Origin of the sequence: Immundisolibacter sp., assembly GCF_028696615.1 — a bacterium.
Classification (GTDB): Bacteria; Pseudomonadota; Gammaproteobacteria; order Immundisolibacterales; family Immundisolibacteraceae; genus Immundisolibacter.
Genome location: NZ_JAQVGQ010000068.1, coordinates 1 through 11,773, shown reverse-complemented (window position 1 = coordinate 11,773; position 11,773 = coordinate 1). Strand labels below are relative to the sequence as shown.

14 protein-coding genes are annotated in these 11,773 nt (G+C 71.2%); 7 read left to right on the top strand and 7 right to left on the bottom strand.

The genetic code is table 11. The annotated features are described in order from the left end of the window. From PHC73_RS06425 to fnr, 3 genes are all read right to left on the bottom strand, one after another. Positions 1–394, bottom strand: a 394-nt coding sequence (locus PHC73_RS06425) for a glycosyltransferase (RefSeq protein WP_300125861.1), incomplete at its 3' end; no start/stop codon positions are given. A gap of 81 nt (positions 395–475) precedes the next feature. Continuing rightward, entirely contained in the window at positions 476–1,810 is a 1,335-nt protein-coding gene (locus PHC73_RS06420; protein WP_300125859.1) for an aromatic ring-hydroxylating dioxygenase subunit alpha, read from the bottom strand. A 90-nt stretch (positions 1,811–1,900) separates the two neighbouring features. Next, complete coding sequence (gene fnr, locus PHC73_RS06415) at positions 1,901–2,653, bottom strand: fumarate/nitrate reduction transcriptional regulator Fnr (protein WP_300125856.1); 753 nt, start codon at positions 2,651–2,653, stop codon at positions 1,901–1,903. A 141-nt stretch (positions 2,654–2,794) separates the two neighbouring features. On the opposite strand from fnr, the gene PHC73_RS06410 reads away from it, so the two are divergent. The 7 genes from PHC73_RS06410 (at position 2,795) to PHC73_RS06380 (ending at position 8,000) form a co-directional block, all read left to right on the top strand. After that, on the top strand, positions 2,795–3,397 hold the full coding sequence (locus PHC73_RS06410) for an ACP phosphodiesterase (RefSeq protein WP_300125854.1): 603 nt from the start codon (positions 2,795–2,797) through the stop codon (positions 3,395–3,397). 130 nt (positions 3,398–3,527) lie between these two features. Beyond that, positions 3,528–4,124, top strand: coding sequence for a methyltransferase domain-containing protein (locus PHC73_RS06405; RefSeq protein WP_300125863.1), 597 nt, complete (start codon positions 3,528–3,530; stop codon positions 4,122–4,124). A gap of 9 nt (positions 4,125–4,133) precedes the next feature. After that, positions 4,134–4,901: an NRDE family protein gene (locus PHC73_RS06400; protein ID WP_300125852.1), complete on the top strand. Its 768-nt coding sequence runs from the start codon at positions 4,134–4,136 to the stop codon at positions 4,899–4,901. Then, a complete protein-coding gene (locus tag PHC73_RS06395) occupies positions 4,898–5,326 on the top strand; it encodes a hotdog fold thioesterase (protein ID WP_300125850.1) in 429 nt (142 codons plus the stop codon). The genes PHC73_RS06400 and PHC73_RS06395 overlap by 4 nt, the downstream gene beginning before the upstream one ends. A 40-nt stretch (positions 5,327–5,366) precedes the next feature. Next, on the top strand, positions 5,367–5,849 hold the full coding sequence (locus PHC73_RS06390) for a peroxiredoxin (protein WP_300125847.1): 483 nt from the start codon (positions 5,367–5,369) through the stop codon (positions 5,847–5,849). Positions 5,850–6,073: 224 nt separating this feature from the next. Then, a complete protein-coding gene (locus PHC73_RS06385) occupies positions 6,074–7,228 on the top strand; it encodes an acyl-CoA dehydrogenase family protein (protein ID WP_300125844.1) in 1,155 nt (384 codons plus the stop codon). Continuing rightward, positions 7,221–8,000: an enoyl-CoA hydratase/isomerase family protein gene (locus PHC73_RS06380; RefSeq protein ID WP_300125842.1), complete on the top strand. Its 780-nt coding sequence runs from the start codon at positions 7,221–7,223 to the stop codon at positions 7,998–8,000. The genes PHC73_RS06385 and PHC73_RS06380 overlap by 8 nt, the downstream gene beginning before the upstream one ends. Positions 8,001–8,042: 42 nt before the next feature. Here the strand turns inward: PHC73_RS06380 and moeB are convergent, their stop codons facing one another. The 4 genes from moeB to hemA all read right to left on the bottom strand — a co-directional run. Next, positions 8,043–8,801, bottom strand: coding sequence for a molybdopterin-synthase adenylyltransferase MoeB (gene moeB, locus PHC73_RS06375; protein WP_366949818.1), 759 nt, complete (start codon positions 8,799–8,801; stop codon positions 8,043–8,045). Next, positions 8,798–9,658, bottom strand: a complete 861-nt coding sequence (gene prmC, locus PHC73_RS06370) for a peptide chain release factor N(5)-glutamine methyltransferase (RefSeq protein ID WP_300125836.1) — start codon at positions 9,656–9,658, stop codon at positions 8,798–8,800. Before prmC ends, moeB begins: the two co-directional genes overlap by 4 nt. Further along, complete coding sequence (prfA, locus tag PHC73_RS06365) at positions 9,655–10,740, bottom strand: peptide chain release factor 1 (RefSeq protein ID WP_300125833.1); 1,086 nt, start codon at positions 10,738–10,740, stop codon at positions 9,655–9,657. Before prfA ends, prmC begins: the two co-directional genes overlap by 4 nt. After that, positions 10,737–11,773, bottom strand: a 1,037-nt coding sequence (gene hemA, locus PHC73_RS06360) for a glutamyl-tRNA reductase (RefSeq protein ID WP_300125831.1), incomplete at its 5' end; no start/stop codon positions are given. The genes prfA and hemA, both read right to left, overlap by 4 nt.

Below are 11,773 nucleotides of genomic sequence, written 5' to 3'. Positions count from 1 at the left end.
CCGGGAAGTCACCCACGCCGCCGCCGGCCAGGTGGCGGCTGCCGATGACGATGTCGAGCCCGCCGCCGCGCAGTCGTTCCAGCATGGCCGGCAGCAGCGCCGGGTCGTGCTGCAGGTCGCCGTCCATGACCGCCAGATACGGCGCCGACGAGGCCAGCATGCCCTCGATGCAGGCGCTGGCCAGACCCCGCCGGCCGATGCGCTGCACACAGCGCACGCGCCGGTCAGCCTGCGCCATGGCGCGCGCCTGCTCGGCGGTGCCGTCGGGCGAGTCGTCGTCGACGAAGATCACTTCCCAGTCGATGCCGGCCAGCGCCTGTTCGAGTTGCGCGCGCACGGCGGCGAGATTGCCGACCTCGTTGAAGGTGGGCACGACGACGGTCAGTTCGGGCATGCAAACGTTCGCTTGGAGGGGCTGCGCGGCGGCGCATTGTCCGTCATCGGGCCGACCGCCGGCGAGTGGCAGGCAACCGCTTCAGCCGCTGCCCTGCATCAGCTCCACCCAGCGGCGGTGCAGCACCATGGCGGCGGTTTCGTCTTCCAGGCTGGCGCCGCCGGTGGCGATGTGAAGGCCGAGTTCGCGCGCCAGCTCGACGCTGGCAGGGCGCGCCAGGCCACGCGAGTAGTCGCTCCAGCGCTGCGCGCGGCCCTGGCTGCCGAGCTGACGCTGGCCGAATTCGGCGAGGTCATCGGCGGTGGCCATGCCGCTGGCGTTGAAAAAATCTTCGTATTGGCGGATGCGTCGCACCCGCTCGTCGGGCTCCTCGTCGCGCGGCGCGATGGCGTGCGTGGTGACTTCGGTCAGGTCCACCGCCAGCGGGCGGATCACGCGCAGTTGCGCCGACATGTGGTCCAGCAGCAGCAGGTTGGGATAGATCAGCAGGTTGCGCAATCGGCCCACCATCCAGCGTGCGGCGGCTTCGCCGAGGCGCTCGCGGTACTCGTCGTAGCGCCTGAAATTGGGCCGGTCTTGCGGGTTCGGCCAGTCGCCCCACAGCATCACGTGTCCGCGACCGAGATCGAAATAGCCGCTGTGCTTTTGCCGGTCCAGGCGCCCGAGCTGCATGGCGTGCACGGCGTCACGGCCGGCGCCGCGCGCCCGGCGCCGGTCGGCGGTGGCGATGTAGGTGGCGTGCGTGGCGTGTACGTGGTAGCCGTCGACGCCGCTTTCGAGCTGCAGTTTCCAGTTGCCGGGGTAGGTGTAGGTGGACTGCCCGCGCAGCAGCTCGAGGCCCTCTTCGCTCTGGTCGACCAGCAGGTCGATGCAGCGCGCCGCCGGCCCCAGGTGATCGGCCAGCGACGGCACGTCGGCGTTCAGGCTGGCGAAGATGAAGCCGCGGTAGCTGTCCACGCGCGCCGGGCGGGTGAGGCCGTGCTGGCGCTTGTCGAACTGCGGCGGGTAGGCGCCGTCGCGTTCCTTGAGGATGGCCACCAGCTCGCCGCCCAGGTTGAAGCACCAGCCGTGCGAGGGGCAGCTGAAATCCGGCACCGAGCCCTGGCTTTCGCGCAGCAGCGTGGCGCCGTGGTGCGGGCAGGCGTTGATGTAGACGGCGACGTGGCCGCGCTCGTCGCGGCAGACGATGACCGGCTGGCGGCCCAGCGTCAGGGTCAGAAAGTTGCCCGGGTATGGAATCTGGCTCTCGTGTGCCAGAAACAGCCAGCCGCCCTCGAAGATGCGTTCGAGTTCCCGCTCGAACAGCTCGGGGTCGGTGTACAGGCTGCGGTCGAGGCGACGCACGCCGTCGCCGGGGCGGTCATCGAGGTAGGCACCGAAGGTCGAGAATCCCCGGCCCCTGTTTGGAAAGTCCATGGCGGGCGCTCCAGCCGGTCATGCCGAATCGGCCGACAGGATGGCGTGGCGCGGGCGGGCGGCGTTGATGTCTGTCAAGGCGCCGGACGATCAGGCGCAGTGGTCGATTCCTTCGCCGGGTTCGGCGCCGGCCAGGGCACGCAGCTGCGGCAGGTCGAGAATCTCGACCGCGCGGCCGTCGATGGCCAGCACGCCGGTGTCCTGCAGGCGGCGCAGCAGGCGGCTGACCGTCTCCGGCGCCAGGCCCAGGAAATTGGCGATATCGATGCGCGCCATCGGTAACAGAAAGCGCGTCGCCGAGTAGCCGCGCTGCGAGAAGCGCACCGACAGGCTCAGCAGCAACACCGCCAGGCGCTGCTCCGGCGACTGTTTGCCGAGCGACAGCAGTTGTTCCTCGCGCTTGGTGATCTCGCGGCTCATCAGGCGCAGCAGCTGGTGCTGCAGGGCCGGGATCTGGCGGGCGGTTTCCTCCAGGCGCTCGAACGGCACCTCGCACACGCTGACCGTCTCGAGCGTGCGGGCGCTGGCGGCGTGCACGCCCTCGGTGAGGCCGTCCAGGCCCAGCAGCTCGCCCGGCAGGTGGAAGCCGATGATCTGCTCGCTGCCGTCCTGGCCCACGGTGAAGCTCTTCACCGCGCCGGAGCGGGCCACGAAGATGGACGTGAACGGATCGCCCTCGCGAAACAGGTACTTGCCGCGCGGCAGCGGCCGCGAGCGGTGGACGATCTTCTCCAGCAGGTCGATGTCGGTGTCGCTGACACCCAGCGGCAGGCACAGCTCGTGCAGGCTGCAGCTGCGGCAGGCACGCTGCATGTTGCGCAGGGAGAATGACGTCCCGTTCACGTCGCAAGTTCCGTAGGCAAAAAATGAGATCAGTATGGCGCAACTGCGTGACGCCAGCGAGTGAGCCGCGGCCCGCCCGGGCCGGGCTGGCATAATCGGCCGATCGCCGGCGCTGCTCCGGCGCCGCGCAGGCAAACCGCCGTGAATGTGCTCGCCCATGCCCTGCTGGCGCGTCAGGCCGGCTGCTCGCTGATCGGCAACCTGCTCGGTGATTTCGTGCGCGGCGCGCCGCCGGCGCACTGGCCGCCAGCCTGGCGCGATGGCATCCGCCTGCACCGGCGCATCGACGGCTTCGTCGACCGTCATGTCGCCTCGGCGCGCAGCGTGGCACGTTTGCCGGCCGGGCAGCGGCGCTGGGCGCGCGTGGCGCTGGATGTGTATTACGACCACCTGCTGGCGCGCCACTGGGCGGATCACGCCGACCTGCCGCTGCCACGCTTCGCTGGCGCGGTGTATGCAGAGCTCGAGGCGCAGCGGGCGGTGCTGCCGTCCGGTTTGGTGCGGTTTGCCGATTTCATGGCCGATCGCGATTTGCTGGTCGGCTACCGCGAACCGGCGGTGATCGCCGACGTGCTGGCGCGCTTGGCCGGACGGGCGCGGCGCAACAACCCGCTCGCCCAAGCGTTCCCGGCGCTGTGCGCCGCCGACGCCGGCCTGGCCGTGGATTTCGGCGTGCTGTTCCCGGCCGCGCTGGCGTTTGCCCGCGCCGAGGTGGCGGCGCGGGCCCCGCAGGCGGCGGCATGACGGGCAAGTCATCTTTCCGGCGGACTGGCACAGCAGCCGGCGCACGGCCGGGGGGCATCATCACCGGGCGATTCGCCCGCGCCACCGATGCCGCCGCCCGGTCACCCTCCTGGAGAGCCCCGTGTCGCAGATGATCCCCGACCTGCAAGGCTATTTCCGCCGCCAGACCCGCCCGCAACGCGCCGAGCTCACGCAGCTGGCGATCGCCGCCGCGGCCGACGGCATCCCCACCATCGGGCCGCAGCTCGGCCATCTGCTGACGCTGCTGGCGCGTTTCGGCGCGGTGCGCCGGGCGCTGGACGTGGGTGCCGGCAACGGCTACTCGGCGCTCTACCTGGCTGCCGGCATGGGCGGCGAGGGTGAAATCATCGCCGTGGAGCGCCAGCCGCGCCGGGCGGCGGCGGCGCGCCAGAACCTTGCCACCTGCGGCGTGAAAACCAACGTGCTGGTCGGTAGCGCCGGCGAGGTGCTGCCAGGGCTCGCGGCGCCGTTCGATCTGGTCCTGCTCGACATCGATAAGGCCGATTACCGGTTCGCGCTCGACCATTGCGCGCGCCTGCTGCGCGCCGGCGGCCTGCTGCTGGCCGACAACACCGGCTTTGCCGATGCGGAGCCGTTCAACGCCGCCCTGCTCGCCGATGCGCGCTTTTGCAGCGTGAACCTGCTGTGCCTGCTGCCGGGTCACAGTCCGGAATGCGATGGCCTGGCGCTGGCAGTGCGCGTTTAGGCGCGCGCCATGTGCCTGCTGGTGCTGGCCTGGCGGCTGCTGCCCGACACGCCGCTGCTGCTGGCCGGCAACCGCGACGAGCTGTACGCCCGCCCGGCCGCGCCGGCGCAGTTCTGGGCCGAGGCGCCGCAGCTGCTGGCCGGGCGCGACCTGCTGGCCGGCGGCACCTGGCTCGGCGTGACGCGCGCGGGCCGCTTCGCCGCCGTGACCAATTACCGCGAGCCGCGCACCGTGACGCCGCCGCCACGCTCGCGCGGCGAGCTGGCGCGCGACTATCTGCTCGGCGCGGCCGGGCCGGGACGGTTCGTTGCGGCGCTGGCGCCGCGCGCCGGCGACTACAGCGGTTTCAACCTGCTGCTCGGCGACCGTGACCAGCTGTGGTGGTACAGCAACCGCGGCGGCCCGGCGCGCCGGCTCGAACCCGGCATCTATGGCCTGTCGAACCACCTGCTGGACACGCCCTGGCCGAAAGTCGAGATCGCCAAAGCCGCCCTGCGCCGCCTGTGCGCCGCCGGCGCGCCGTCGACGGCCGATCTGCTGGCGCTGCTCGCCGACCGGCGCACGCACGCCACCGCGCCGGCGGACGGTGTCGACGCCCAGACGGCGCGGGCGCTGTCGGCCATCTTCATCGACACCCCGCACTACGGCACGCGCTGTTCGAGCGTGCTGCGCCTGGGTACGGACCGCGTCGAGTTCGTCGAGCGCCGCCACGCGCCCGAGCGCGGCGAGGCGCAGTTCCGCTTTTCACTGCAACCCCGGAAGGTTTCTCGCCCATGAGCATCTGGCGTCCCGGACTCACCGTGGAACAACTGAACGCGCCGCGCATCGGTGGCAGCATGGCCTGGCATCTTGGCGTGCGCTTCACCGAGGTGGGGCCGGATTACCTCAAAGCCACCATGCCGGTGAACGAGTACACCCGCCAGCCGGCCGGCATCCTGCACGGCGGCGCCAACGTGGTGCTGGCCGAGACCGTCGGCTCGGTGGCCTCGGGCGTACTGGCCGGTCACGAGGGTCTGCGGCACGTGGGCCTGGAGGTGAACGCCAACCACCTGCGCGGCGTGAGCGAAGGCCACGTCACCGCCACCGTGCGGCCCGTGCACATCGGCAAGACGACGCAAGTCTGGGACATTCGCATCGAAGACGAGGCGGGTAGAATCAGCTGCGTTTCCCGTCTTACCGTGATGACGCTCGGCCCGCGCTGAGCCTGGTCTTTCGTTTCCCCCACCACTGCAGGAGGCTCCCATGAGCATCAAAGTTGGCGACAAGATTCCGTCCGTGACCCTGACGCAGATGACCGCCGACGGTCCGAAGCCGATCACCACCGATGAGGTGTTCGCCGGCAAGAAGGTGGTGCTGTTCGCCGTGCCGGGCGCCTTCACGCCGCTGTGCTCGGGCCAGCACCTGCCCGGTTACCTGAAGCTGGCCGACCAGTTCAAGGCCAAGGGCGTGGATCGGATCGTCTGCGTGTCGGTGAACGACGCCTTCGTGATGGGCGCCTGGGCCAAGGACCAGCAGGTCGGTGACAAGATTCTGATGCTGGCCGACGGTAACGGCGATTTCGCCCGCGCCATGGGCCTGGAGCTCGACGGCACCGGTTTTGGCATGGGCAAGCGCTCGCAGCGCTACGCGCTGATCGCCGAGAACGGCATCATCAAGCACCTCGGCGTCGAGGAAGGCCGCAACTTCGAGGCCAGCAAGGCCGAGACCATCCTGGCGCTGCTGTAAGAGAACGGCCGAAAAATTCCGTAATGGAGTTTTTCGGCTCGTCGCCGCGCGGCGCTCCATGCAGCAACGGCTTACGCCGTTGATGCAGCCGGGGCATCGTGCCCCGAGCGAGGCCGTCGAATAAATCTGCGCCTGCTTCAGGCGCGTGGCAGCGGTGCGCTTGGCGGACCTGCGCCTGCATCATCACAAGAACGCGCATCTGCCCGATCGGGCGCGAGGAGAACATGGACTTTGGCTTCACCGACGAGCAGCGCGCCGTCCGCGAGGCGGTGGCCCGTTACGGCGCCGAGCGCCTGGCGCCGGGCTACCGGCGGCGCGAGCAGGAAGGCTTCGAGCCGGGCCTCATCGCCGAGATGGGCAGCCTCGGCTACATCGCGCCCGAAATGCCGGAAGAACTCGGCGGCGCCGGGCTGGACGCCGTCACCGCCGGCCTGATCGTGGAGGAAATCGCCCGCTGCGACTTCAACGTCTCCTACGTGCAGCTGATGGGCTCGCTGTGCGCGACCATCGTGGCGCGCCACGCCTCGCCGGAGCTGGCGCGCGAGGTGGTGGGACAGATCTGCCGCGGCGAGGCACTGGTGGGTCTCGGGCTCACCGAGCCCGGCGGCGGGTCCGATGCCGCCAACCTCAAGCTGCGCGCCACGCGCCGCGGCGACGTGTACGTGCTCAACGGCGAGAAGGCGTCGGCCTCGTTCGCGGCGCACATGCACAAGATCGTGCTGTTCGCCCGCACCGGCGCGCAGGAGGATCGTGCCAAGGGCATCAGCGCCTTTTTGGTCGACATGGACAGCCCCGGCATCACGCGCCTGCCGTACGACGATCTCGGCACCCGGCCGGTCGGCCGCGGGTCGGTGTTCTTCGACGATGTCGAGGTGCCGGCGAGCCGCCTGCTGGGTGACGAGAACCGCGGTTTCTCGCAGGTGATGGCGGGCTTCGACTACAGCCGCGGCTTGATCGGCCTGCAGTGCCTCGGCGCCGCGCGGGCCTCGCTCGACGAGACCTGGGCGTACGTCAGCCAGCGTGAGGCGTTCGGCAGGCCGATCGCCAAGTTCCAGGGCGTGACCGAGCCGCTGGCCGAGTCCGAGACGCTGCTCGAGGCCTGTCGCCTGCTGTGTTACAAGACGCTGTGGCTGCGTGATCAGGGCCTGCCGCACACGTCCGAGGCCGCCATGGTCAAGTGGTGGGGGCCGAAGCTCGCCTTCGACGTCATCCACCAGTGCCTGATCACCCACGGCCACTACGGCTACAGCACCGACCTGCCGCACCAGCAGCGCCTGCGCGACGTGCTCGGCCTGCAGATCGGCGACGGCACGGCGCAAATTCAGAAAATGATCGTCGCGCGCGAGAAGATCGGCCGCGTGGCGGTGCCGTATGCCTGAGGTGCTGGCGGTCACCCGCCACGGCGCGACCGCCGTACTCGAGCTTTCGCGGCCGGAAAAATTCAACTGTCTTTCGAGCGCCGTGCACGCCGCCCTCGAGGCCGCGCTCGACGCCGCCGAGGCCGATCCCGCCTGCCGGGCGGTGCTGATCGCGGCCCAGGGCAAGCACTTTTGCACCGGCGCCGATCTGGCCGAAGTGCAGGCGCTGCGCGGCGCCGGGCGCTTTGGCGAATTCATCGCCCAGGGCCACCGCGTGCTGTGCCGGCTCGAAGCCTCGCCGCTGCCGGTGGTGATGGCCGTGCAGGGACTGTGCCTGGCCGGCGGGCTTGAACTCGCGCTGGCCGGCGACGTGATCCTCGCCGCCGAGGGCGCCAGGTTTGGCGACCAGCACGCGCAGTACGGGCTCGTGCCCGGTTGGGGCGGCAGCCAGCGTCTGCCGCGGCGGGTCGGGCTCACGCGCGCGCTCGATCTGATGTTCTCTGCCCGCTGGCTGGCGGCCAACGAAGCGCGCGACTGGGGGCTGGTGGCGCAGGTGGTCCCGGACGCCGAGCTGCGCAGCTATGCGATTGATTACTGTGAACAACTCGCCACGCGCAGCAAACCCGGTCTGGCCGCCATGAAGCGCCTGGCCCGCACGGGCGCCGACCTGCCGCTGCCCGACGCGCTGGCGCTCGAACGGCGTCTCGCGCAGGAGGCCATGGCCGGGCCGGACGTGGACGAGGGTCTGGCGGCGTTCGGTGAGCGGCGACCGCCGCGGTTTCGGGCGACCTGAAACGAGCGGCCGTGGCGGCCGTCGAAAAAGATCGACCGCCGGTCAGAACGCCTCGCGCCGCGCCCGGCACACCGGGCAGTCCGGGTCCTGCTTGAGGCCGATCACCCGCCAGTCGCCGCGCCGGCCGTCGAACATCAACAGCCGCCCGGCGAGACCCGTTTCGATGCCGAGCAATACCTTGAGGGCCTCGAGCGCCTGCACGGCGCCGATCACGCCGACCACTGGCCCCAGCACGCCGACCCGCGCACAGGGCTCGGCCTCGCTGCCGGCCTCGCGGTACAGACACCGGTAGCAGGGTGCGTGCGGCCGGTCCAGGCGAAACACCGACACCTGGCCCTCGAAGCGGATGGCGGCGCCCGACACCAGCGGCTTGCGCGCCGCCGCGCAGGCGGCGTTGATGGCGAAGCGGGTGTCGAAGTTGTCGGTGCAGTCGAGCACCAGGTCCACCGCCGCCACCTGCGCGGCGAGCGCGGCGGCGTCCATGTGCGCCATGACCGGCGTGACCTCGACCAGCGGGTTGAGTGCCAGCAGCGCGTCGCGGGCCGATTCCGCCTTCGGCCGGCCGACGTCTGAGGTGCGGTGCAGCACCTGCCGGTGCAGGTTCGACACGTCCACCCGGTCGTGATCGGCCACCGCGAGATGTCCCACGCCGGCACCGGCCAGATACAGCGCCGCCGGCGAGCCGAGGCCGCCCAGGCCCACGATCAGCACCCGCGCGTCCATCAGCCGGGCCTGACCGGCGAAATCCACCTCCGGCAGCACCAGCTGGCGGGCGTAGCGGTGCAGTTCGTCGTCGTTCAGTTCGCGCATGGTGTTTGGCCGAGGGTAACGCGCGGGTGGCCGGCAAGGTCGGCGTGCGTCTGTATGTTCGAAAAGCCGGCCGCCGTCAGCAGCGCGCGCACCGCCTCGCCTTGATCGGCGCCGTGCTCCAGCAGCAGCCAGCCGCCCGGCGCAAGGTGAGCCAAGGCGCCGGTGGTGATGCTGGCGAGATCGGCGAGGCCCGCGTCGGCGGCGGCCAGCGCCGCGCGCGGCTCACGCCGCAGGCCGTCGCCGGCCAGGCACGGATCGTCCGGCGCCACGTACGGCGGGTTGCTGACGATGACATCGAAGCGCCGCCCGGCGAGCGGCGCGTACCAGTCGCCGGGCAGGCATTCGACATCGAGCCCGAGCCGCGCCGCGTTGCGCGCCGCCACGGCCAGCGCCGCCGCGCTGCGGTCGGTGGCGGTGATGCGCCACTGCGGCCGCTCGCTCTTGAGCGCCAGCGCAATCGCGCCGCTGCCGGTGCCCAGATCGACCAGCGCGCCGCGCTCGCCCATGCGGGCCAGCGCGAGCTCCACCAGCCGTTCGGTTTCCGGGCGCGGCACCAGCACGTCCGGCGTGACCTCGAGCTCCAGCGTCCAGAAGCCCTGCCAGCCGCGCAGATAGGCCAGCGGCTCGCCGGCGAGCCGCCGCGCCAGCAGCGCCTCGAAGCGCCGGATCGCCGCCGCCTGCAGCGTCTGCGTGCCGTGCGTCAGCAGCCAGCTGCGCGGCACGCCGAGCGCCAGCGCCAGCAGGTGCGCGCAGTCGTCGGCCACCGGTGCCTGGCCGGCGCAGCGCCGGCGGGCTTCGGCCAGTGCCTCCTGCACCGTGGGCGGGGTCATGGCGGTGGTCGCGCTCATGCGATACCCAGGCTCGCCAACTGCTCGGCCTCGTATTCGCGCCGCAGCGGCTCGATCAGCGCGTCGAGATCGCCGGCCATCACCTGCTCGAGCTTGTACAGCGTGAGGTTGATGCGGTGGTCGGTGACGCGGCCCTGCGGGAAGTTGTAGGTGCGGATGCGCTCGGAGCGGTCGCCGGAGCCGACCAGGCTGCGCCGCGTGGCCGCCTGCGCCGCCTGCTGGCGGCTGCGCTCGGCCTCCAGCAGGCGCGCTTGCAGCAGCGCCATGGCGCGGGCGCGGTTCTTGTGCTGCGAGCGCTCTTCCTGGCACTCCACCACGGTGCCGGTCGGCAGGTGCGTGATGCGGATGGCCGAATCGGTCTTGTTGACGTGCTGGCCGCCGGCGCCGGAGGCGCGGTACGTGTCCACGCGCAGCTCGGCCGGGTTGATGGGGATGCTGTCGACTTCGTCCACTTCGGGCAGCACCGCCACCGTGCAGGCGGACGTGTGGATGCGGCCCTGCGCCTCGGTGACCGGCACGCGCTGCACGCGGTGGCCGCCGGACTCGAACTTCAGGCGCGCGTACACGCCGCGGCCCTCGATGCGCACGATCACTTCCTTGTAGCCGCCGTGCTCGCCCTCGCTGGCGCTGACGATTTCGCAGCGCCAGCCCTGCGCTTCCGCGTAGCGCAGGTACATGCGCAGCAGGTCGCCGGCGAACAGCGCCGCCTCGTCGCCGCCGGTGCCGGCGCGGATTTCGAGATAAATGTTGCGACGGTCGTCCGGGTCGGCCGGCAGCAGCAGGCGCTGCAGCTCGGCCTCGCTGGCGTCGCGCTGCTGCTCGAGCGCCGGCAGTTCCGCCTGCGCCAGCTGGCGCAGCTCGGCATCGTCGCCGCCGGCCAGGGCGCGCGTTTCGGCCAGCGCCGCTTCGAGCTGCAGATACCGCCGGTAGCCGTCGGCGATGGGCGCGAGCTCCGCGTGCTCGCGGGCGAGCGCAGCATAGCGCTGGCCATCCTCGGCCAGGGCCGGGTCGGCCAGCAGGTGGGTCAGCTCCTCGTGGCGCTCGCTGGCGGCGCGCAGGCGGGTTTCTATGGATGGCTTCATGCGTGCTCGTCGAGGCCGAACAACCGGCGCACGGCCTCCAGCAAGGCCGCATCGCCCCGCTCGCCGGCGCGGCGAATCTGCACCGTGGGGCCGTGTGCCAGCTTGTTGGTGAGGTCATGCGCCAGGCGCCGGATCACCTGCTCGGGCGGCTGGCCGCGGGCCAGGTCCGCCAGCGCGCGCTCGGTTTCCAGATCGCGCGTGCGCAGCATATTGCCGCGCAGCGCCTTGACCAGCGGCACCGCCTGCTGGGCATTGCACCACTCGACGAAGGCATCGACCTGGGCGTCCACGATGCGCTCGGCCTCGGCGAGCGCCGCCTGACGCGACTGCAGACCCTCCTGTACCACCCCGCGCAGGTCATCCACCGTGTACAGATACACGTCGCGCAGATTCGCCACCTCGGCCTCGATGTCGCGCGGCACCGCCAAGTCGACCAGAAACATGGGCCGGCGCCGGCGCGCCTTGAGCGCGCTCTCGACCGTGCCCTTGCCGAGGATGGGCAGCTCGCTGTTGGTGGACGACAGCACGATGTCGGCGCGCTCGAGCACCGCCGGCACGGCGGCCAGCGGCACCGCCTGCGCGCCATACGGCGCGGCGAGCTGCTGGGCGCGGGCGAGCGTGCGGTTGGCGATGGTGATGCTGCGCACGCCCTGGCTGTGCAGGTGGCGCAGCGTCAGTTCCGCCGTGTCGCCGGCGCCGATGATCAGCGCCGAGTGGCGGCTGAGGTCACCGAAAATCTGCCGCGCCAGACTCACCGCCGCGAACGCCACCGACACCGGGCTGGCGCCGATGGCGGTGTCGGTGCGGATGCGCTTGGCCACCGCGAACGCCTGCTGGTAGGCGTGACTCAGCCACTTGCCGACGCCGCCGACGCGCCGCGCCAGTGCGTAGGCATCCTTCATCTGTCCCAGGATTTGCGGCTCGCCCAGCACCAGCGAGTCGAGCCCGCCCGCCAGCCGGAACAGATGCCGCGCCGCCAGCGGGCCGCGAAAAATCGCCAGATACGGATCGATCGGCTGCTGCAGCGCCGCGC

Bases quoted from the DNA above. Each gene is read 5' to 3' on its own strand.
- PHC73_RS06400 (WP_300125852.1), top strand. From the start codon at position 4,134: ATGTGCCTGCTGGTGCTGGCCTGGCGGCTGCTGCCCGACACGCCGCTG.
- PHC73_RS06390 (WP_300125847.1), top strand. From the start codon at position 5,367: ATGAGCATCAAAGTTGGCGACAAGATTCCGTCCGTGACCCTGACGCAG.
- prmC (WP_300125836.1), bottom strand. From the start codon at position 9,658: ATGAGCGCGACCACCGCCATGACCCCGCCCACGGTGCAGGAGGCACTG.
- PHC73_RS06420 (WP_300125859.1), bottom strand. From the start codon at position 1,810: ATGGACTTTCCAAACAGGGGCCGGGGATTCTCGACCTTCGGTGCCTAC.
- PHC73_RS06405 (WP_300125863.1), top strand. From the start codon at position 3,528: ATGATCCCCGACCTGCAAGGCTATTTCCGCCGCCAGACCCGCCCGCAA.
- PHC73_RS06385 (WP_300125844.1), top strand. From the start codon at position 6,074: ATGGACTTTGGCTTCACCGACGAGCAGCGCGCCGTCCGCGAGGCGGTG.
- PHC73_RS06395 (WP_300125850.1), top strand. From the start codon at position 4,898: ATGAGCATCTGGCGTCCCGGACTCACCGTGGAACAACTGAACGCGCCG.
- prfA (WP_300125833.1), bottom strand. From the start codon at position 10,740: ATGAAGCCATCCATAGAAACCCGCCTGCGCGCCGCCAGCGAGCGCCAC.
- PHC73_RS06380 (WP_300125842.1), top strand. From the start codon at position 7,221: ATGCCTGAGGTGCTGGCGGTCACCCGCCACGGCGCGACCGCCGTACTC.